The following is a 20,581-nucleotide window of genomic DNA, read 5'->3' as shown; positions in this document are numbered from 1 at the left end:
GGGCTGAGAGTCAGCCCCTCCGGCGTTTGAGGAGCGGGGTCCGGGGCGGAGCCCCGGGTTCGGGACGGGAAGGGGCGGCGGGGGCGAGGAAAATCAGTCCTCGTCCCGCGGCCGGCCGTCCTCCTCCCGCGGGGGCCGGGCCGACGCTTCCCCCGCCGTCAGATGCTCCAGCACCTCGACCAGCTCCTGGCACGCACGCTCCACCGAGCGCCTGGTGTTGTGCTGCTCGGTGATCACCGCGGAGAGCAGCAGGGAGGTCAGGGCCATCGCCCCGTTGAAGGCCTGGAGGTTGAGCATGGCCTCCACGTCGGACTGGTGCTGGAACGGCCCGATGCGGTCGGCCGCCGCGATGGTGGCCAGGACGGAGGAGAACAGGGCGCACAGCATGCTGCCGGGGAGTTCGAACCGCAGCGCCGCCAGGATCAGCAGCGGGTAGATGACGAACAGCGTACTGGCCGGGCTGAAGGTGGCGAGGGGCACCAGGCAGCCCGCCAGCACCACCAGGCCCACCGCCTCTTTCCACCTCCCCATGTGCGTCGGCACGCGCGCCCGGGGAAGAAGCAGCAGCACCGGAGTGACGAGCAGGACGCCCATCGCGTCACCCGCCCACCAGGCCAGCCACATCCCCCAGACGTTCCTGCCCGGGAGGTCGCCCGTGCCGACGAGGAGGGCGGCGCCGATGGTCGAGCTGATCAGCATGGCCCCGAAGGCGCCGAGGAACACGAGGCTGACACAGTCCCGTAATCGGCTGATATCAGTACGGAAACCCGCTTTGCGCAACAGGAGGTACCCGCACACGGGCGCGGCGGTGTTGCCCACCAGCAGGCCCACCGACGCGAGCCGGAGCGAGGTGAGGTGCATGAGCACGAACAGGGCGCCCAGGGCGATCCCGGCCCAGCAGCGCGGCCCGAGCATCAGCAGGAAGGCGACGGCCACTCCCGTCGGCGGCCAGACGGGGGAGACCACCGCGCCCGCGACGGTCAGCTCGAGGAGCAGTCCCAGCCGTCCCCCCGCGTAGTAGCAGGCGGCGACGGCCAGCGTCTCGAGCACGAAGACAGCCGGTGTACGAAGGTCCTGGCGAGCCACCACACAAGCCATCAGACACCGAGGCCGCCGCGTCGGCGAGGTGGGACGCGCGGGACTGCGGCCCTATGGCCGAGTGGCCGGTCCGTCGTGCCCGAGCACCATGACGGCCGCGTCGTCGTCGTGCCCCACCCGCTCCGCCTGCTTGATCAGGGCGGCGGCGAGCGCGTCCGTGTCCATGCGCGCGACCGCGGCGACGCCCGCCAGCCGCACCACCTGGTCCAGCCCTTCGTCGAGCCGCATGGACGGTCCCTCCACCACCCCGTCGGTGAGCATCACGAACACCCCGCCCGTGTCCAGCCGGTAACGGGTGACGGGATAGACCGCCCCGGACAGGATCCCCAGCGGGGGGCCTCCCTCGTCCTCGGTCACCCCGGACCGGCCGTCCGCGGTGGCCCACACGCACGGCAGATGCCCGGCCCGCGCGCTCTCCAGCAGCCGGGTGGCCGGATCGAGCCGCATGAAGGTGCAGGTGGCGAAGAGATCCGAGCTGAGGGACAGCAGCAGTTCATTGGTCCGGGCGAGGAGCTCGCCCGGTTCGCTGTCGACGGAGGCGAGCGCCCGGAGCCCGACCCGGACCTGCCCCATGAAGGCGGCCGCCTCGATGTTGTGCCCCTGGACGTCGCCGATCGACAGGCCGATCCGGCCGTCGGGCATGGTGAAGGCGTCGTACCAGTCACCGCCGACATTGAGGCCCTGGTACGCGGGCGCGTACCGCACGGCCAGCCGCACACCGTCGGCGGCGGGCAGTCCCCTCGGCAGCATGCCGCGCTGCAGGGCGATGGCCAGCTCGACCCGGGAGCGCTGCACCTCCGCCTGCGCACGCGCCTGTGCCGTCAGCGTCCTGAGCCTGACCAGAAGCTCGTCGCCGTCGTCCGTGGAGCCGGTGCGGGACATGGATCACTCACTCGGACGAGGGCACCCGCGCGCGTGGTGGCCGCCCTCGGTGGACAAAGCTCTCATCCATACATGCAAAGGATGATAGTCAGAAGCGGTTCGGCCGGGCCAGTCCATGTCTAGGCTGTGTCCATGGAGCAGCGGGAGATCATGCAGCGGGGTGTGGGGATCCTGACCGAGGCCCTCGAGATGCGACGGCGGCTCCGTACGGATCCGGACGCCGATGTGGCGGGGAGCGGAGCCGTCGCCCAGCTCCTGGAGGAGATGCTGCCGCGGATCCAGCTGCCGGCCGACGCGAGCGCGCGCGAGGTGGCGGAGATCGTCACCGAGAAGCTGGGCCCCGCCATCGTGCAGATCACCTCCGCGCTCACCTTCGCCTTCGTCCAGCTCGCCGAGATCCACGACGAGGGCCGCACCGACGTCTCCTCCGCCGACGTCCTGCGCTCCATCTCCCTGCACTACGAGGCGGGCGGCAAGGGGTAGTTCCGGGGCGAAGGGGCCGGGGAGCCATGGGGTGGTGCCGCGGTCCGCGGCTTCTCGCGGGAGGTCCGAAGCGGACGGGTGACGCGCGCCCTTGACGTCGTACGCGCCAGTAGCGATCCTCCCCCCATAGCTTTGCACCGGTCATGACAACTCCGCGACGGAGGGACGTGCGTAATGACCACGTACCGCACCCGACGACACCTCGGGGTCGTATCGCTGCTCCTCCTCGTACTGGCCGCGGCCCTCGTGCCCACGCCCAGTTCCGCCGCCGGCGGCGACTGGTGGGACCCGGTCGCCCGGCCGGCGCCCGACTCCGGGATCGGTGTCACCGGGGAGCCGTTCAAGGGCGCGAACGCCGCGGGGGAGGTGCGCGGGTTCGTCGACGCGCACAACCACATCATGGCCAACGAGGCGTTCGGCGGCCGGCTCATCTGCGGCAAGGCCTTCTCCGCCAAGGGGATCGCCGACGCGCTCAAGGACTGCCCCGAGCACTACCCCGACGGCTCGCTGGCGATCTTCGACTTCATCACGGGCGGCGGTGACGGCAGGCACGACCCGGTCGGCTGGCCCACGTTCGAGGACTGGCCCGCGCACGACTCCCTGACCCACCAGCAGAACTACTACGCCTGGATCGAGCGCGCCTGGCGCGGCGGACAGCGCGTCATGGTCAACGACCTCGTCACCAACGGCGTGATCTGCTCCGTGTACTTCTTCAAGGACCGCAGCTGCGACGAGATGACCTCCATCCGGCTGCAGGCGAAGCTGACGTACGACATGCAGGCCTACGTCGACGGGATGTACGGCGGGCCGGGCAAGGGCTGGTTCCGGATCGTCACCGACAGTGCCCAGGCCCGTGACGTCGTCGCGCAGGGCAAGCTCGCGGTCGTCCTCGGCGTCGAGACCTCGGAACCGTTCGGCTGCAAGCAGGTCCTGGACATCGCGCAGTGCGACAGGGCCGACATCGACGCCGGACTGGACGAGCTGTACGCACTCGGCGTGCGCAGCATGTTCCTGTGCCACAAGTTCGACAACGCGCTGTGCGGGGTGCGCTTCGACGAGGGCGCGCTCGGCACCGCGATCAACGTCGGGCAGTTCCTGTCCACCGGCACCTTCTGGCAGACCGAGAAGTGCACCGGTCCGCAGGCCGACAACCCGATCGGGCTCGCCTCCGCGCCCGGAGCCGAGAAGGAGCTTCCCGCGGGCGTCGAGGTCCCGTCGTACGACGAGGACGCCCGGTGCAACGTCCGCGGGCTCACCGAACTCGGCGAGTACGCCGTCCGCGGCATGATGGAACGCAACATGATGCTCGAGATCGACCACATGAGCGTCAAGGCCACCGGGCGGGTGCTCGACATCTTCGAGGCCGCGTCCTACCCCGGCGTGATCTCGTCGCACAGCTGGATGGACCTGGACTGGACCGAGCGGGTCTACGGCCTCGGCGGGTTCGCCGCCCAGTACATGCACGGCTCGGAGGGCTTCGTCGCCGAGGCGGACCGCACCGAGGCGCTGCGCGACGAGTACGGCGTCGGCTACGGCTACGGCACGGACATGAACGGCGTCGGCGGCTGGCCGGCCCCGCGCGGCGCGGACGCGCCCGACGCGGTCACCTACCCCTTCCGCAGTGTCGACGGCGGCTCCGTGCTCGACCGGCAGACCACCGGCGAACGCACCTGGGACCTGAACACCGACGGAGCCGCGCACTACGGCCTGGTCCCCGACTGGATCGAGGACATCCGGCGCGTCGGCGGGCAGCACGTGGTGGACGACCTCTTCAAGGGCGCCGAGTCCTACCTCGACACCTGGGGCGCCTCCGAACAGCACCGGGCCGGGGTGAACCTCGCCGACGGCGCCCCGGCCACGGCCAGTTCGGCGGAGTGGAACCCGTTCACCAGCTACGCGCCCGACCGGGCCGTGGACGGCGACCGGGGCACCCGCTGGGCCAGTGACTGGAGCGACGACCAGTGGCTCCGCGTCGACCTCGGCGCCACCCGCCAGGTCGGGCGCGTCACCCTGGACTGGGAACGCGCGTACGGCACGTCGTACCGCGTCGACCTCTCCACCGACGGCACGAACTGGCGCACCGCCTGGTCCACCACCTCCGGCGACGGAGGCCTGGACACAGCTGTGTTCACCCCCGCGCCGGCCCGCCACCTCCGTGTGCAGTTCCTGGACCGGGGGACCGAGTGGGGGTACTCGATCCGCGAGGTCGGTGTCCACGGCCGCTGACGCGGAGCTCAACCACCCTGTGACAGAACCCCGTCGACGAGCTCGCGCACCGCGTCGAGCGCCGTGGCCCGGTCGGCGGGGACGAGTCCGATGCGGGTACGGCGGTCGAGGACGTCCTCCTCGTCGAGCGCACCCTCGTGGCGCAGGGACCAGAGCAGCTCGGCGCCGGTGACCGGATACCCGGGCAGCACCGGTTCGCCCAGCCGGGCGTCCCGCGCGCCGAGCGCGTGCACGGCCGGTGCCTCGGTGCCGTACCGCCGGACGAGACGGCGGGGCGCGGGCAGTCCGGCGAGGACGTGCGGCGGCGCGGCGCCCACCAGGGGCAGGGACGCGGTGGGGGACGGGCCGGCCGGCAGCCCCCGGACGCGGACGGCGGTGTCGACGGCGTCCTCGGCCATCCGCCGGTAGGTGGTGAGCTTGCCGCCGACGACGGTGACGACGCCCTCGGACGAGGTGAGCACCGCGTGGCGCCGGGAGAGGTCGGCGGTCCTCGGCGCCGTACCGGAGTGTGCCGCCGTCGTGTCCAGCAGGGGGCGCAGGCCGGCGAAGGCGCCTGCCACGTCGGCACGGCGGACCGGCGCGTGCAGGACGGAGCACAGGACGTCGAGGAGGAAGCCGATGTCCGCCTCGGGCGCCCGGGGGACGTCGGGGATGTCGCCGTCCACGGGTTCGTCGGTGAGACCGACGTAGACCCGGCCGTCGTCCTGGGGCAGCACGAGGACGAAGCGGTTGCTCTCCCCGGGGATCGGGATGTGCAGCCCCGCGGGCAGAGGACCGAGGCTTTCCGGGCGCAGGACGAGGTGGGTGCCCCGGGAGGGCCGGATCCGGACGCCGTCGACGAGGCCGCCCGCCCAGACACCGGACGCGTTGACCACCGCGCGGGCGCGGATCTCGCCCTCCTCGCCGGTGAGTTCGTCACGGACGCGGGCGCCCGTCGAGGTCAGCTCCAGGGCCCGGACCCGGGTCAGGATCCGCGCGCCGCGCGCCGCGGCCGTACGGGCGAGGGCGGTCACCAGACGGGCGTCGTCGGTGAGCCGGCCGTCCCAGGACAGCAGGCCGCCGCGCAGACCGTCGCGCCGCAGCGCGGGCGAGAGGTGAAGGGTCTCCACCGCGGAGAGCCGGCGCGGCGGGGGCAGGGTGGTCCGTGCCGTGCGGGCGGCCAGGCGCAGTGTGTCGCCGGCCCGGAACCCCGCCCGTGCCAGGGCGGCCTGACCGCGCGAGACCAGCGGGGTGAGGGGCAGCACGAACGGCTGGGCCCCTACGAGGTGGGGTGCGGTGCGCTCCATCAGCACCCCGCGTTCGACCGCGCTCTCGTGGGCGACGTCGAGCCGTCCGGAGGCGAGGTAGCGCAGCCCGCCGTGGATGAGCTTGCTGCTGAACCGGGACGTGCCGAAGGCCAGGTCGTGGGCGTCGACGGCGACCACGCCCAGCCCGCGCGCGGCGGCGTCCAGCGCCGCCCCCGCGCCGGTGGCGCCGAGGCCGACGACCAGCACGTCGACGACGGGGCCGCCGACGGAGTCGGCCAGTTCACGCGCGCGCCGGCCGGCGGACAGGGACGAGGCGGAGGCGGGGCCACCGGGGGAGTTCATGGCGTGAGGGTCCTCTCCAGGATGTCGCGCAGCTCGCCGAGGAACGCCTCGGGGGCGAGCTCGGGGTCGTCCTCGTCGGTCATGGTCCGCAGGGACAGGGTGAAGGACTGCACGATCAGCAGCACCGACCGCGCCTGCCGTTCGGGGTGGGCCGCGCGCACCGAGCCGTCGGCGTGCCCCTCGCGCAGGGAGCCGGCCAGCAGTTCCAGCAAGGCCTCCTGGCTCGCCCCGCGACGGTCCAGCACATAGGGCAGGAGCAGCTCGGGGTCCACGTCGAGGATCTTCCGGAAGAGCGGATGGGAGCCGAAGGCGCGGACCGCCGCCACCAGTCCTTCGGTGATCACGTCGCGGGCGGGCGCCCCCGGTCCGCGCTCGGGGAGGGCCCCGGTGGCCACCGCGATCCACTCCCGGGTCATCAGGTCGCCGACCAGCGACCGCACATCGGGCCACCGCCGGTACAGCGTCATCCGGGAGACCCCGGCGCGGCGGGCCACGTCGGTGAGCGTGGTGCGGCGGACCCCGACGGCCAGGACGCAGTCCCGCACCGCGTCGAGCACCGCGTCGTTGTCCGAACCGCCGGAACCGTTGTGACGAATAGGCGTCATGTGTCACAGTGTAACGCCACGGCGGCCGTCGGACGACCTCGACGGCCCCGCTCATTCCGACCGACCGGTGAGGACGACAGCCATGGACATGCTGTGGAGCGGCTGGGGGGACCCGGCCGAGGCGACGCCGCTGCCCGGCACGGTGATCGGGCTGTTGCGCGATCTGCTCGGCGTCAGGCCGCGGGAGGCCGGGCCCGTCGCCATCGAGGACCTGACCGTCCCGGAGAGTCCGCTGGCGCCCGCCGCACGCCGCGCCCTGGTCGAGGCCCTGGGCGACGAGGCCCACGTCCGCACCGACGCCGGGACGCGCATCCGGCACACGCGCGGCAAGTCCACCCCCGACCTGCTGCGCATCCGCGAGGGTGACCTCGCCGCCGTCCCGGCCGCCGTACTCCTGCCCGGCGGTCACGAGGAGGTGCTCGCCGTCCTGCGGGTGTGCGCCGAACACGGCCTGCCGCTGGTGCCGTTCGGCGGCGGCACCTCCGTCGTCGGCGGCCTCGCCCCGGAATCGCGCGGCGCCTTCGCCGCCCTGGACCTGCGGCGCATGGACGGCCTGCTCGCCCTCGACCCGGTCTCCCGCACCGCCACCCTGGGGCCCGGTCTGCGCGCCCCGCGGGCCGAGGCGCTGCTCGCCGAACACGGCTTCACCCTCGGCCACTTCCCCCAGTCCTACGAGTGGGCCACCATCGGCGGCTTCGCCGCCACCCGCTCCAGCGGCCAGGCCTCCGCCGGCTACGGCCGCTTCGACGAGATGGTGCTCTCCCTCACCCTCGCCACCCCCGAGGGCACCCTCGACACCGGCCGCGCCCCGCGTTCGGCCGCCGGACCCGACCTGCGCCAGCTGGTCCTCGGCTCGGAGGGCGCGTTCGGCGTCATCACCTCCGTGACCGTACGCGTCCGGCCCGTCCCACGGGCCCGCGTCCACGAGGGCTGGCACTTCCCCACGTTCGAGGAGGGGACCACCGCCCTGCGCCGGCTCGCCCAGGACGGACCGCGGCCCACCGTGCTGCGCCTGTCCGACGAGACCGAGACGCTGATCGGTCTGGCGAACCCGGACGCGATCGGCTCCGGCGCACCACAGGCCACCGGCTGCACGGCGATCGCGGGGTACGAAGGCACGGAGGAGGACACGGAGTACCGCAGGGAGCGCGCCGCGGCGGTCCTGAGCGCGTGCGGCGGTACCCCCCTGGGCGAGGAGCCGGGCCGGCGCTGGGTACACGGCCGCTACTCGGCCCCGTACCTGCGCGACGCGCTCCTGGACGCCGGGGCCTTCGCCGAGACGCTGGAGACGGCGGCCTTCTGGTCCCGCGTCCCCAGGCTGTACGCCTCCGTCCGCGACGCGCTCACCGCCACCCTCACCGAGGCCGGCACCCCGCCGCTGGTCATGTGCCACATCTCCCACGTCTACGAGAACGGCGCCTCGCTCTACTTCACCGTGGTCTCCGCCCAGGGCGAGGACCCCGTGGCGGACTGGACCCGCGCCAAGCACGCCGCGGGCGAGGCGATCCTCGCCGCCGGCGGCACGATCAGCCACCACCACGGGGTGGGCACCGACCACCGGGACTGGTACGTCCGTGAGGCGGGCCCGCTCGGTGTCGACGCCCTGCGCGCCGTGAAGCGGCGACTGGATCCGGCGGGGCTGCTCAACCCCGGCGTCCTGCTGCCCGCCGACTGACCAGGAACCCCTGACCGCCCGTCCTCCCCATTCCGTCGGCCCGCCCGGAGGCACCCCGATGCGCCAGTTCACCGCCGTCGTCAACCCCACCGCGGGCGCGGCCACCGGAGCGGCGGCCCTGCTCGCCCTGGCCCGGCACCTCCGCGAGGAGGGCGCCGACCTGCGGACCGAGTACAGCCACAGCCTGGCCCACGCGCGTGAACTGGCCCGCGAGGCCGGACGGCGGGGGCGGATCGTCCTCGCCGTCGGCGGGGACGGCATCGCGGGAGGTGTCGGCGGCGCCCTCAGCGGAACGGGCGCGACGCTCGGCCTCGTCCCGGCCGGCCGGGGCAACGACTTCGCCCGCGCGCTGGGACTGCCCCGGGACCCGGCGGACCTGGCCCGCATCCTGCTCCACGGCGAGCCGCGGCAGGTCGACACGATCGAGGTCACCTCGGCCGTCCACGACCGCACCGTCGTCCTCGGCAGCGTGTACGCCGGGGTGGACGCGCTCGCCAACCGCCACGCCAACCGGTCCCGGCTGCTCAAGGGCTCCGCGTCCTACTACGCGGGCGGCCTGCGGGCCGTCACCACCTGGCGGCCCGCCCGCTACCGGGTCACCGTCGACGGCGAGGAGCACCCGCACACCGGGTACACGGTGGTGGCCGCCAACTCCGGCCACTACGGCTCCGGCCGCGTCATCGCCCCCGGCGCCCGCGTGGACGACGGACTGCTGGACGTCGTCATGATCCGTCAGGCGCCCCGGCGGCTGTTCTTCGCCCTGATGAACGAACTCGGGGCCGGCACCCACGTCCGCCGGCCCCAGGTGCGGATCCTGCGGGGGAAGGAGATCCGCATCGAGGCCGACCGGGAGATCCCCTACGGCGCCGACGGGGAGGTCGACGCCGTCCTCCCCGTCACGGCCAGGGTCCTGCCCGGAGCCCTGAGCGTCCTGTACTGACCGCCGCTCAGGACCGGGTGCCGTGGTAGCGCCGGGCCAGCCGTGCGAGCGCCACCGCGCCGAGCAACAGCCCGAAGTCGCGCAGCGCGATGTCGTAGTAGCCGGACAGCGTGAGCAGGTTGACGATGATCCCCGCGAGCCAGCCGGCGACCAGCCAGCCCCCGAAGCGCGGCGCGATGCCCACGACGACGCCGGCCACGATCTCGACCACCCCCACCGCGTACATCGCCGCCTGCGCGCTGCCCGGGACGATGCCGTCGATCCACGGTGCGAGGTAGGCGGGCCAGTCGACGAGGAGGTTCGCGAACTTGTCCAGTCCGAACAGGACCGGCGCCACGGTGAAGCCGGTGCGCAGGATGACGAACGCCTGGTAGCCGGGGTCGGTGAGGGCGGCCCGCCGAGGCGTGACCGACGTGCCGCTCGTGGTTGTGGAGGCCATGGCCTGCACCCTTCTTCTAAAGGCAACTCTCATTAACGATAGAAGCGCCGATCCTCTCTTTAGTCAATGGCTGTTGCTTTTACACTGGTGTTCGTGGACGACACGGGAGAAGTACGCGACAGGGACGGCTCGGCCATCTCGGCCATCGCCGCCCTCGACGAGCCCACCCGCCGGCGGCTCTACGACTACGTGGTGGGCCGGCGCCACCCGGTCGGCCGGGACGAGGCGGCCGAGGCGCTCGGACTGGCCCGGCAGACCGCGGCCTTCCACCTGGACCGGCTGGCCGCGGAGCACCTGCTCGACGTGCTCCACGTCCGGCGCAGCGGACGCAGCGGTCCGGGCGCGGGCCGCCCGGCCAAGCTCTACCGCCGCTCGGCCGCGCAGATCGCCGTCAGCCTCCCGGACCGGCGCTACGAACTCGCCGGCCGGCTGCTGGCCCGGGCCGTGGAGGAATCCGCCGCCGGCGGGGAACCCGTACGCGACGTACTGCACCGCAGGGCGCGGGAGCTGGGCGTACGACTGGGGACGGACGGCGACGGGAGGGAGGTCCTCCGCGTGCTGGAGCGGTACGGCTTCGAGCCGCGCCACGACGGCGGGTCCGTCGTCCTGGGCAACTGCCCCTTCCACGCACTGGCCCGCGCCCACACGCAGACGGTGTGCGGCATGAACCTGCACCTGATGCGCGGAGTCCTCGAAGGGCTCGGTGGAACGGGATTCGAGGCCCGCCTGGCGCCGGAACCGGGCCGGTGCTGCGTCCGCCTGGAGCCCGCCGCCTGACCCGGCCGCCAGGAGGAACCCCCATGACCCCGCGCGAGTTGTCGACCTTCGGCCACGGCACCGCGGACCGGGAAGCGCTGACCGCGCTGCTGCGCGACGCGGGGATCTCCGCCGTCGTGGACGTGCGGATCGGCCCCGGCAGCCGCCGCGACCCCGACCTGGCACGGACCCGGCTGGCCGCATGGCTCCCCGGGGCCGGCATCGCCTACCGCTGGGAACGGGACCTGGGCGGCTTCCGCAAACCACCGCCCGACTCGCCCGACACGGTCTGGCGCAACGACTCCTTCCGCGGCTACGCCGCCCACACCCGCACCCCCGAGTTCGTCACCGCGATGGACACCCTGCTGGAACAGGCCGCCCGCGAGCCGACCGCGGTGATGTGCGGCGAATCCGTGTGGTGGCGGTGCCACCGGCGGCTCATCGCCGACTTCGCCCTTCTCGCCCGCCAGGTGCCGGTGCGTCACCTGATGCACGACGGACGCCACACGCGGCACAGTCCCACACCGGGCGCACGCCTGCGCGACGACGGACTGCTCGTCTACGACGACACCGCCGCCGCCTCGGGGTAGCCGGCGCGGCACAACCGGGGAGCCACCCACCGTTACCGGACACGACCCAAGACTGGACCCGTTCGTTCTCTGGAATTATTCGTGTCTGGGCCTATAGGTTCGGCCCATGACCGCATCCCGGCCGTCGACCGCGGCCGAGGAGCTCCGCGGTGCGGGCCTGCGCGCGACGGCGGCCCGCGTCGCCCTCCTCGAAACCGTCCGCCAGGGCGGCCACCTCGGAGTCGAGGCGATCGCCTCCGAAGTGCGCCGGCGCATAGGGCGGGTCTCCCTGCAGGCGGTGTACGAAGCGCTCAACGCGCTCACCGAGGCGGGGCTGGTGCGCCGTATCGCCCCGGCCGGCGGCCCCGCCCGGTACGGGGGACGCGTCGGGGACAACCACCACCATCTGGTGTGCCGTTCCTGCGGTGTCGTCGCCGATGTCGACTGCGCGGTCGGCGAGGCGCCCTGTCTGACCGCGTCCGACGCCCACGGCTTCGTGATCGACGAGACCGAGGTCGTCTTCTGGGGCCTGTGCCCCGGCTGTTCCACCTCCCGCAGCAGCTGAACTGCGCGAACGTTTCCGCCCGGAAGGACTCCCATGACCGAGAACCACGACGCGATCGTCACCGAACCCAAGACGGAGGAGGCGGGTGGCTGCCCGGTCGCGCACGGGCGCGCCCCGCACCCCACCCAGGGCGGCGGAAACCGCCAGTGGTGGCCCGAGCGCCTCAACCTGAAGATCCTCGCCAAGAACCCGGCCGTGGCGAACCCGCTCGGCGAGGACTTCGACTACGCCGAGGCGTTCTCGGCCCTCGACCTTCCGGCGGTGAAGCGGGACATCGCCGAGGTGCTGACCACCTCGCAGGACTGGTGGCCGGCCGACTTCGGCCACTACGGCCCGCTCATCGTCCGGATGGCCTGGCACAGCGCGGGCACCTACCGCGTCAGCGACGGCCGCGGCGGTGCCGGGGCCGGCCAGCAGCGCTTCGCCCCGCTCAACAGCTGGCCGGACAACGCCAACCTCGACAAGGCCCGGCGGCTGCTGTGGCCGGTCAAGAAGAAGTACGGCAAGAGCCTGTCCTGGGCCGACCTGCTGATCCTCTCCGGCAACGTGGCCCTGGAGTCCATGGGCTTCACGACCTTCGGCTTCGCCGGCGGCCGTGCCGACGTCTGGGAGCCGGAGGAGGACGTCTACTGGGGGCCCGAGTCCACCTGGCTCGGCGACGAGCGCTACACCGGCGACCGTGAGCTGGAGAGCCCGCTCGGCGCCGTCCAGATGGGTCTCATCTACGTCAACCCGGAGGGTCCCAACGGCAATCCGGACCCGATCGCCTCGGCCCGCGACATACGCGAGACGTTCCGCCGCATGGCGATGAACGACGAGGAGACCGTCGCCCTGATCGCGGGCGGCCACACCTTCGGCAAGACCCACGGCGCCGGCCCGGCCGAGCACGTCGGCGACGACCCCGAGGCCGCCGGCCTCGAGGAGCAGGGCCTGGGCTGGAAGAGCACCTTCGGCACCGGCAAGGGCGGTGACACGATCACCAGCGGTCTCGAGGTGACGTGGACCAACACGCCGACGACCTGGGACAACAGCTTCTTCGAGATCCTCTTCGGCTACGAGTGGGAGCTGTTCGAGAGCCCCGCCGGAGCCCACCAGTGGCGGCCGAAGGACGGCGCGGGGGCCGGCACCGTGCCCGACGCCCACGACCCGTCGAAGAGCCACCAGCCGACGATGCTGACCACGGACCTCGCGCTCCGCTTCGACCCGGTCTACGGCCCGATCTCGCGGCGCTTCCTGGAGAACCCGGACGAGTTCGCGGACGCCTTCGCCCGCGCCTGGTACAAGCTCACCCACCGCGACATGGGTCCGAAGTCGCTGTACCTCGGTCCGGAGGTGCCCTCCGAGACCCTGCTGTGGCAGGACCCGCTGCCGGAGCGCACGTACGACCTGATCGACGCCGCGGACGTGGCCGCCCTCAAGGAGCGGATCCTCGCCTCGGGCCTGTCGGTGTCCGAGCTGGTGTCGACGGCGTGGGCGTCGGCCTCGTCCTTCCGCGGCAGCGACAAGCGCGGCGGCGCCGACGGCGCGCGCGTCCGCCTGGAGCCGCAGCGCGGCTGGGAGGCCAACGACCCCGACCGGCTGGCGACGGTGCTGCGCACCCTGGAGGGCGTCCAGGAGTCCTTCAACTCCGCGCAGACCGGCGGCAAGGGGGTCTCGCTCGCCGACCTGATCGTGCTGGCCGGCGCCGCGGGCGTCGAGAAGGCCGCCAAGGACGCCGGCTTCGACATCGAGGTGCCGTTCACGCCGGGCCGCGTGGACGCCTCGCAGGAGCAGACGGACACGGAGTCGTTCTCCGCCCTCGAGCCGACCGCCGACGGCTTCCGCAACTACCTCGGCAAGGGCAACCGCCTGCCCGCCGAGTTCCTGCTGCTGGACAAGGCCAACCTGCTGACCCTGAGCGCCCCCGAGATGACCGTCCTCGTCGGCGGTCTGCGGGTCCTGGGCGCGACCCACCAGCAGTCCTCGCTCGGCGTGCTCACCACGGCCCCCGGCACCCTGACCAACGACTTCTTCGTCAACCTGCTCGACCTGGGCACGACGTGGAAGTCGACGTCCGAGGACCAGACCACGTTCGAGGGCCGCGACGCGGCCACCGGAGAGGTCAGGTGGACCGGCACCCGTGCCGACCTCGTGTTCGGATCGAACTCCGAACTGCGCGCGCTCGCGGAGGTCTACGCGAGCGACGACGCCAAGGAGAAGTTCGTGCGGGACTTCGTCAAGGCGTGGGACAAGGTCATGAACCTCGACCGGTTCGACCTCGTCTGATCCCTCCGCCCCGCTGATCCGGGCCGGCCCTCCGGGGGCCGGCCCGGACGCGCGTCGGCCCCGGGATGCGGGCGGGCCACCGTGCCACCAGGCTGGAACCGAGCCGACCGCCACCTGAAGGAGGCGCCTGGGATGGGCAAGGGCAGCGACCGCGGGAAGAAGGACCTCCACCAGGGCGACGAGGTCGCCTGGAGCAGCCACGGCAGCGAGACGACGGGCAAGGTCGAGAAGGAGATCACCGAGCGCACCGAGGCGGCCGGGCGCACGGTCGCCGCCTCCGAGGAGGAACCGCAGTACGAGGTGCGCAGCGACAAGTCGGGCAAGCCGGCGGTCCACAAGCCCTCCGCGCTCAAGAAGAGGAAGTGAGCGCCGTGGAGGCGGACCGCGAGGACGAGACCTGGAACGAGTTCCGCGAGCTGGTCAACATGAAGCCGGCCGACCTCGAGAAGTGGCTCGGCACGGAGGAGTCCCGCAGCGCGGGTCAGCACGCGGACGGCGGTGAGTCGACCGGTCACGCGTCCGGCCGCCGTATCGTCGGCATCCTCCGTACCGGGAGGAAGGACCTCTCCGACGACGACTACGCGCACATGCGCAAGGTGGTCGGCTACATCCGCCGCCATCTCGCCCAGCGCCCGTCCGGCGACGTACGCGACACGCGCTGGCGCCACTCGCTGATGAACTGGGGCCACGACCCGCTCGGCGACGCGTCCTGACACCACCGCCCACGGACCCCCCGGGGGCCGTACGCCCGTGCGAGGTCCATCCCGCCAGGGTCGGCCGGTGAACACAACCACCGTGCACCGCCACGGTGTTGTCCTCACCGCACTCACCACGGCGGCCACCGCCGTGTGCGGCGGACATCGACAGCGGCGCGACGCACCGGCACGGCACACGTCGTCGGAAGGACCGGGAGCGGACTCACGGGAGGACGTCGCGCATGCCGGCTCGTGGGACGGGCACGACATCACGGAGGCGGTCCACCCGACCCTCGCCCACTGCCCGCACCGCATCGACGGCCGTATGTGGGGCCCGCAGGTGTGACGTCGGGGAAACGGGCCATCAATGAGGGGAGCAGAGCCACTCGACGCGAGGAGTGTCCGCGCATGGGAACCGTCGTCCACGTCCCGCAGACCCGGGACATGATCGGAGAGGAACTCTCCGGAGACGAGGCGTTCGCCGCGCTGCGGCACTACGGGGGCCTGCGGCTGCTGACCGACTCCTTCTCCCGCTTCCGCTACGCGGACGGCTTCTCCAACGCGCGGGCGCTCGCCTTCCAGGTCGTCCTCGGCCTGGTGCCGTTCACCGTGGCGCTGGTCGGCCTGGCGACCTCCGTGCACACCGAGGGCGTGGGACGGGTCATCGAACTCACCCTCGGCCGGATCGTGCCCGGCGCCAGCGCCGACATCGTCGAGGACGCCTTCGAGGGGACCCGGCGCAGCGCCCACGACGACTTCGGGAGCACGCTGGCGCTCTGGCTCGGCCTGAGCTTCGCCCTGCTGAACCTCGCCTCCGCCATGGGCCAGATCGAGCGGGGCGCCAACCGCATCTACGGGATCGAACGCGACCGCCCCTTCCCCCGCAAGTACGGCAGGGCCGTCCTCCTCGCGCTCACCGCGGGCCTGCCGCTGGTCCTCGGGTTCGTCGTGCTCGTCGCCGGCGACGCGGTGAGCGACGCGGTGGTCGAGGTGACCGGGGGATCCGGCGGCGGCACGAGGTGGTGGACCGTGCTGGAGCTGCCGGTGGGGCTGGCACTGGCGTGGGTCGCCTCGGCGGTGGTCTTCCGCTGGTCGCCCCGGCGGGCCCAGCCCGGCTACACCTGGCTGGCCTTCGGCTCGGCCGTGCATCTGCTGCTGTGGGTCGCGGCGACATGGCTGCTCGCGCTGTACGTCGAGGGCAGCGGGGCGTTCGGCGCCCTGTACGGGCCGCTCACCGCGTTCATCGCGCTGCTGCTGTGGGCGTACCTCACGGCTGTCGCCCTCCTCCTCGGCATCGCGTTCGCGGCCCAGCTCGAAGCGGCGCGCGCAGGTGTCGACGCGGCGGTCCGCCCGGACCCGGGACCGGGCGCCTGACCGGCCGGGACGAACACGCCGGTGGGGAACTTGGGCGTGGCGTATGCGCGTTGTCGGTGTGAGGTTGCACAATGATCGGAAAAGGAGATCAACTCCGGCGCCGCGCTGGGTAGACGGTCTCGTATCCCGGCTCCGGAAAGGTCCTGCTGATGCTCGCCACCGTCGACCGCTCCCACACCCTCATCGCCCTGCCGACCGCGCGCCGCCGACCGGACCACCGTCGTGGCGGGCCGATAACGACCGAGTTCCCGGCCGCCCCTTCCCGGCCGCGCCCCCCGGCCGGCACCACCCGCACCGATGTGCTGCGCATCATCTCCGACCCCCGCACTCCCACGTACGTCACCGAGTACGCCAACGGCCGCCGCAGGTACAGCTACTGGCGCCCGCTCGACTCGGCCACCGGCGCCGGGGGCTGCTACGCCGCCCTGCCCACCGCCGAATGCGACGAGCTGCACGCGGCCGGGCGGATCACCCTCGGCGAGCCCGTCGTGGACCCCAACCGCACGACGTACCGCGTCCGCACCGCCACCCGCGCCCAGTCGGTCACCCGCGCCCAGTCGGCCCCGCGCACCGAACCGGCCCCCCGGGTCCGGCCCGAGCCGGCACGCCCCGTACGGGAGCGCGCCCGCGTGGCCTGACCGGACGGGGCGGCGGGATTCACAAGTGCCGCATCCAGACGTTGGGTTCCCGGTACACGCCCTGGTCGGTGGAGCGGTCGACGTGCAGCAGGGCGAGCCCGTCCGGGATGACGTAGTCGCCCGACTCGGGGAAGACCATCCCGGTCCAGCGTTCCCACTCCGCCACGGTACCGGTCATGATCTGCGAGGCGGGAGCGGCGGCCAGTATCCCGGCGCCGAGCCGCTGACGGGTCCGGATCCAGAGGTCGAGCGCGGTCCCGTCCTCGCGGCGCCACCGCATGAAGGTCTCGATCGGTGTCAGCGGGTACCGCGCCTTCGTCGTCGGCCGGACCGGGGCGACGACCCGGTGCAGACCGGCTTCCCCGGCCCTTCGGTGACGGTGTGACGACCGCTCCGCAGATCACCAGGGTGTCGGCCGCCACCCCCTGCTTCCGGCCCTCGACGGCCCGGACGAGTGCCTCGGTGTAACCGGAGGGGAGCGTCCCGGCCAGCCCGTCCCAGCGGACCGGAACACCCCAGCCGGAGGCGACCGGTGTGCCGTGCTCGTCGACCAGCATGAGGTCCAGGTCGGGGAACCACTCCCGGACCCTTCCTATGTACTCCTTGACCCGCCGGTCGGCCGTGATGAATTCCGGGAATCCCTCGCTGAAGAGCTCCTACGGCTGTTCGTCGGGCCAGGTGCGGGCGTGGGTCCGTTCGAGCTTCCATCGCATCGCCCGTTCATGGCACGCGTGCACCGGTGCCGCTCCCCGACGGCGCCGGACACGCTCACCCGCGACCGCTCCCGAACCGCCACCGCCCGGCTGCCGCGCCCCGGGACGCGGCAGCCGGGCGGTACGAGGGAACCCGCGTCAGGCGATGGACGCCGAAATGATCGCGGACACCGCGAGGTTGCAGGACGCCGTCACCCAGACCGCCGGGTGGGGTTCGGGCTCGACCAGCGTGGCACCCAGCCGCCCCGGGGTGATGAGATCCACCACCAGGAACGCCACGGCCATCATCACCAGCCCCAGCACGCCGAACGCCGCGGTCGACACCAGCCCCTTGCCGAAGTCCTCGTACGTGGTCCAGATCGACGTGAACACGATGCCGCCGATGCCGAGCAGCGAGGAACTCAGCACCACCGAGGCGTTGCGGTTGCGCTCCTGCCAGATCTGCCGGCCGAGCTTTCCGGGCGTCAGCACGTCGACCAGGACGATGCCGAGGACCAGCAGAACCAGGCCGAGTGCGCCGTAGGCGGTGGCCCGGCCGAGTCCGTTGACGATGTCGCTCATGGGGTTGCCGGCTCCGTAGCGTGAGAGATCGTGAATGATCGCGGTCAAGGGCGTGCAAAATGTAGCGCACCCGTTCGACACCCCGGTCCGGCGCCCCGTCATGTCCTCCGGCCGATGTCGTCCGCGCGGGCGACGAAGCGGGCGGCGCCGCCGCTGATCCGGTGGAGGAAGGCGCCGCCGTCCTCGGCGGCGTCGAAGAACTGGCCGCCGGGATCGTAGGAGAACCGGCGCGTGATGCCCTGCCGGGGACGGCGCAGCAGCTCGGAGCGGAGGGCGGAGGGGCCGTCGTCGCCGGCGGCGGCCAGGCCGTGGACGGCGAACCGGGCGGTGCCGTAGGCCTCGGCCGCCCAGGGCGCGGGGGAGCGGCCGTGACGCTCGCGGTGGGCGGCGGCGAAGGCCCGGGTGTGCGGGTCGGCGTCGGCGGCGGCGTAGGCGGTGCCCACCATCCAGCCCTCCGCCTCGGCGAGGAACCGGCCGCCGAGCACCTGTTCCTCCGCGACCCGCGCCCCGCGGTGGCCCGCCTCCCGCAGCGCGCGGGCGATGGAGGCGGCACGCTCCTGGCGCAGCCCGGGGAGCAGCACCGCGCCCCGGGGGCGTAGTCGGGTGGCAACTCGTCTGCATGCAAAGAGAGTTGCTTGTGTCGTCGGCGAGGAGTCATGCCCGCGCGCATCCGGGGCATCAGAAGTCCACCGGACGGACCGAGAAGGAGAACCAGCCATGAGCAGGGGCAGTCGCACCCTCACCGTCATGTACGTCGCCGTCGCCCTCTGGCTCTCCTTCTGCACCGTACGCACCTGGGGCACCGTCCCTCTCTGGACCACCCTCGCGATGGCGGTCGCCTCGCTCGCCCCCGTGATCGGTGTCGTGCGGGAGACCGTCGTCGCCGACGAACGGCGTGCCGTCGCCGTCCTGCGGGAACGGGAGGGGCGCCGGGCCGCGTGGCGCGACGCGGCGGCCGCCGCGCTCGCCCGGGCCGAGGTGGAGGCCGCGTGCTGCGAACGCTGGTGGACGTCGTGCGCGACCGAGCACGACCACGGCTGCGCACACCGGACCTCATGGGGCACGACGGCCTGAACGGGAACCCGGGGAACGGCCCGGGTGTCGCAACCGCCGAATCCTGGTCCGTACCAGGGTCTTGACGCCCTCTTATCTCACTTCTTAAATCAAGTGGTTGCACATTCACCCCCACAACCTCGGTCGGCGCACCCGTACATCCGGGTCGCCGTACGGAAAGGGAGAGCCATGTCCTCTCCGCGCAGACTCCGCAGATGGCTGATCGCCGCCGTGTCCGCCGCGCTGGTCGCGTCCGGTGCGGCAGGGACCGCGAGGGCGGAACCGGCCGATGCCACCGCCGCGGCGGCCGTGACGTTCTCGGACACCTTCGACGGGCCCGCCGGCGCGGCGGTCGACTCCTCGAAGTGGCAGATCGAGACCGGCGACAACGTCAACAACCACGAGCGGCAGTACTATACGTCCGGCAACAAGAACGCCGCCCTGGACGGCCAAGGCCATCTGGTGATCACGGCCCGCAAGGAGAACCCGGCCAACTACCAGTGCTGGTACGGCACCTGCCAGTACACCTCGGCCCGGCTCAACACCTCCGGCAGGTTCACCGCGCAGTACGGGCACGTCGAGGCGCGGATGAAGGTCCCGCGCGGGCAGGGCATGTGGCCCGCGTTCTGGATGCTGGGCACACCGGTCAACTGGCCGGACTCGGGCGAGATCGACATCATGGAGAACGTCGGCTTCGAACCCTCCACGGTGCACGGCACGATCCACGGCCCCGGCTACTCCGGCTCCGGCGGCATCGGCGCCGGCTACACCCTGCCGGGCGGACAGGCCTTCGCGGACGCCTTCCACACCTTCGCCGTCGACTGGGCACCGGACTCGATCACCTGGTCCGTCGACGGCAACGTCTACCAGCGGCGCACCCCCGCCGACCTCGGCGGGAAGCAGTGGGTGTTCAACAAGCCGTACTTCCTGATCCTCAACCTGGCGGTGGGCGGCTACTGGCCCGGTGACCCGGACGGCTCCACCGTCTTCCCGCAGCAACTCGTCGTGGACCACGTGTCGGTGACCACCAGCGGCTCGCCGGCCGGCGGCGCGATCCGCGGCCTGGCCGGCAAGTGCGTCGACGTCGCCGGGGCGAACACCGCCAACGGCACCGCCGTACAGCTCTACGACTGCAACGGCACCTCCGCCCAGAACTGGACCGTGGGCTCCGACGGCACCATCCGCGCCCTCGGCAAGTGCCTGGACGTCGCCTCGGGCGGCACGGCCGACGGTACGCCCGTCCAGTTGTGGGACTGCAACGGCACCGCCGCCCAGAAATGGGTCGTCACCGCCGCACGCGACATCGTCAACCCGCAGGCCGACAAGTGCCTGGACGTGACCGGCAACAACTCCGCCAACGCCACCCGCCTGCAGATCTGGACCTGCACGGGCGCCGCCAACCAGAAGTGGACCGTCGGCTGAACCGACGGTGCCGGACACACCGCTGCCCCGGAC

The 20,581-nt window shown here is 72.6% G+C and carries 23 protein-coding genes; 15 read left to right on the top strand and 8 right to left on the bottom strand.

The genetic code is table 11. The annotated features are described in order from the left end of the window. Positions 1–93: 93 nt before the first annotated feature. Complete coding sequence (locus ACFV5H_RS05070; protein ID WP_385049544.1) at positions 94–1,098, bottom strand: MASE1 domain-containing protein; 1,005 nt, start codon at positions 1,096–1,098, stop codon at positions 94–96. Between the two features lie 51 nt (positions 1,099–1,149). Beyond that, on the bottom strand, positions 1,150–1,980 hold the full coding sequence (locus ACFV5H_RS05065; RefSeq protein WP_385049546.1) for a PP2C family protein-serine/threonine phosphatase: 831 nt from the start codon (positions 1,978–1,980) through the stop codon (positions 1,150–1,152). Positions 1,981–2,112: 132 nt separating this feature from the next. On the opposite strand from ACFV5H_RS05065, the gene ACFV5H_RS05060 reads away from it, so the two are divergent. Both ACFV5H_RS05060 and ACFV5H_RS05055 read left to right on the top strand, forming a co-directional pair. Then, a complete protein-coding gene (locus tag ACFV5H_RS05060) occupies positions 2,113–2,463 on the top strand; it encodes a hypothetical protein (protein WP_385049548.1) in 351 nt (116 codons plus the stop codon). Between the two features lie 174 nt (positions 2,464–2,637). Next, entirely contained in the window at positions 2,638–4,689 is a 2,052-nt protein-coding gene (locus tag ACFV5H_RS05055) for a discoidin domain-containing protein (RefSeq protein ID WP_385049551.1), read from the top strand. Positions 4,690–4,697: 8 nt separating this feature from the next. Here the strand turns inward: ACFV5H_RS05055 and ACFV5H_RS05050 are convergent, their stop codons facing one another. Continuing rightward, positions 4,698–6,278: a glycerol-3-phosphate dehydrogenase/oxidase gene (locus ACFV5H_RS05050; RefSeq protein WP_385192887.1), complete on the bottom strand. Its 1,581-nt coding sequence runs from the start codon at positions 6,276–6,278 to the stop codon at positions 4,698–4,700. Beyond that, complete coding sequence (locus ACFV5H_RS05045) at positions 6,275–6,883, bottom strand: TetR/AcrR family transcriptional regulator (protein ID WP_385192884.1); 609 nt, start codon at positions 6,881–6,883, stop codon at positions 6,275–6,277. Before ACFV5H_RS05045 ends, ACFV5H_RS05050 begins: the two co-directional genes overlap by 4 nt. An 82-nt stretch (positions 6,884–6,965) precedes the next feature. Here ACFV5H_RS05045 and ACFV5H_RS05040 point away from each other — a divergent pair, with 82 nt between their 5' ends. Continuing rightward, complete coding sequence (locus tag ACFV5H_RS05040; RefSeq protein WP_385192881.1) at positions 6,966–8,558, top strand: FAD-binding oxidoreductase; 1,593 nt, start codon at positions 6,966–6,968, stop codon at positions 8,556–8,558. A gap of 58 nt (positions 8,559–8,616) precedes the next feature. After that, positions 8,617–9,498, top strand: a complete 882-nt coding sequence (locus ACFV5H_RS05035; protein ID WP_385192879.1) for a YegS/Rv2252/BmrU family lipid kinase — start codon at positions 8,617–8,619, stop codon at positions 9,496–9,498. Between the two features lie 7 nt (positions 9,499–9,505). On the opposite strand, the gene ACFV5H_RS05030 is transcribed toward ACFV5H_RS05035, so the two are convergent. Then, the gene (locus ACFV5H_RS05030) at positions 9,506–9,937 is read right to left on the bottom strand and encodes a hypothetical protein (RefSeq protein ID WP_385049564.1); all 432 of its coding nucleotides are present in this window, start codon (positions 9,935–9,937) and stop codon (positions 9,506–9,508) included. Between the two features lie 87 nt (positions 9,938–10,024). Here ACFV5H_RS05030 and ACFV5H_RS05025 point away from each other — a divergent pair, with 87 nt between their 5' ends. The 9 genes from ACFV5H_RS05025 to ACFV5H_RS04985 all read left to right on the top strand — a co-directional run bounded on the left by ACFV5H_RS05025 (position 10,025) and on the right by ACFV5H_RS04985 (position 16,799). Continuing rightward, a complete protein-coding gene (locus ACFV5H_RS05025; RefSeq protein WP_385049703.1) occupies positions 10,025–10,714 on the top strand; it encodes a helix-turn-helix transcriptional regulator in 690 nt (229 codons plus the stop codon). Positions 10,715–10,737: 23 nt separating this feature from the next. Further along, a complete protein-coding gene (locus ACFV5H_RS05020; protein ID WP_385049567.1) occupies positions 10,738–11,283 on the top strand; it encodes a DUF488 family protein in 546 nt (181 codons plus the stop codon). Between the two features lie 106 nt (positions 11,284–11,389). Next, positions 11,390–11,827 (top strand): Fur family transcriptional regulator, encoded by a 438-nt coding sequence (locus ACFV5H_RS05015; protein WP_385049569.1) that lies wholly within the window; start codon positions 11,390–11,392, stop codon positions 11,825–11,827. A 33-nt stretch (positions 11,828–11,860) separates the two neighbouring features. Continuing rightward, the gene (katG, locus tag ACFV5H_RS05010) at positions 11,861–14,092 is read left to right on the top strand and encodes a catalase/peroxidase HPI (protein ID WP_385049573.1); all 2,232 of its coding nucleotides are present in this window, start codon (positions 11,861–11,863) and stop codon (positions 14,090–14,092) included. Positions 14,093–14,224: 132 nt separating this feature from the next. After that, positions 14,225–14,458, top strand: a complete 234-nt coding sequence (locus ACFV5H_RS05005) for a DUF2945 domain-containing protein (RefSeq protein WP_385049576.1) — start codon at positions 14,225–14,227, stop codon at positions 14,456–14,458. Continuing rightward, the gene (locus tag ACFV5H_RS05000; RefSeq protein ID WP_385049579.1) at positions 14,455–14,805 is read left to right on the top strand and encodes a DUF3140 domain-containing protein; all 351 of its coding nucleotides are present in this window, start codon (positions 14,455–14,457) and stop codon (positions 14,803–14,805) included. Before ACFV5H_RS05005 ends, ACFV5H_RS05000 begins: the two co-directional genes overlap by 4 nt. Before the next feature lie 67 nt (positions 14,806–14,872). Continuing rightward, positions 14,873–15,133: a hypothetical protein gene (locus tag ACFV5H_RS04995; RefSeq protein ID WP_385192877.1), complete on the top strand. Its 261-nt coding sequence runs from the start codon at positions 14,873–14,875 to the stop codon at positions 15,131–15,133. Positions 15,134–15,195: 62 nt separating this feature from the next. Then, a complete protein-coding gene (locus ACFV5H_RS04990; RefSeq protein ID WP_385049585.1) occupies positions 15,196–16,161 on the top strand; it encodes a YihY/virulence factor BrkB family protein in 966 nt (321 codons plus the stop codon). 149 nt (positions 16,162–16,310) lie between these two features. Further along, entirely contained in the window at positions 16,311–16,799 is a 489-nt protein-coding gene (locus ACFV5H_RS04985) for a hypothetical protein (RefSeq protein WP_385049588.1), read from the top strand. A gap of 19 nt (positions 16,800–16,818) precedes the next feature. Here the strand turns inward: ACFV5H_RS04985 and ACFV5H_RS04980 are convergent, their stop codons facing one another. The 3 genes from ACFV5H_RS04980 to ACFV5H_RS04970 all read right to left on the bottom strand — a co-directional run bounded on the left by ACFV5H_RS04980 (position 16,819) and on the right by ACFV5H_RS04970 (position 18,654). Further along, positions 16,819–17,079, bottom strand: coding sequence for a hypothetical protein (locus ACFV5H_RS04980; protein ID WP_385192875.1), 261 nt, complete (start codon positions 17,077–17,079; stop codon positions 16,819–16,821). Between the two features lie 571 nt (positions 17,080–17,650). Then, complete coding sequence (locus tag ACFV5H_RS04975; RefSeq protein WP_385049594.1) at positions 17,651–18,073, bottom strand: DUF350 domain-containing protein; 423 nt, start codon at positions 18,071–18,073, stop codon at positions 17,651–17,653. Between the two features lie 98 nt (positions 18,074–18,171). Beyond that, positions 18,172–18,654 (bottom strand): ABC transporter substrate-binding protein, encoded by a 483-nt coding sequence (locus tag ACFV5H_RS04970; RefSeq protein ID WP_385192873.1) that lies wholly within the window; start codon positions 18,652–18,654, stop codon positions 18,172–18,174. A 136-nt stretch (positions 18,655–18,790) separates the two neighbouring features. Here ACFV5H_RS04970 and ACFV5H_RS04965 point away from each other — a divergent pair, with 136 nt between their 5' ends. Further along, positions 18,791–19,147, top strand: coding sequence for a hypothetical protein (locus ACFV5H_RS04965; protein ID WP_385192871.1), 357 nt, complete (start codon positions 18,791–18,793; stop codon positions 19,145–19,147). A 168-nt stretch (positions 19,148–19,315) separates the two neighbouring features. Beyond that, positions 19,316–20,548 carry a ricin-type beta-trefoil lectin domain protein gene (locus tag ACFV5H_RS04960; RefSeq protein ID WP_385192869.1) on the top strand — a complete coding sequence of 411 codons (1,233 nt, stop codon included), beginning with the start codon at positions 19,316–19,318 and terminating at the stop codon, positions 20,546–20,548. Positions 20,549–20,581 lie beyond the last annotated feature (33 nt).

Origin of the sequence: Streptomyces sp. NPDC059787 (assembly GCF_042732315.1) — a bacterium.
Classification (GTDB): Bacteria; Actinomycetota; Actinomycetes; order Streptomycetales; family Streptomycetaceae; genus Streptomyces; species Streptomyces atrovirens.
This window is presented reverse-complemented; position numbering and strand designations above follow the sequence as displayed.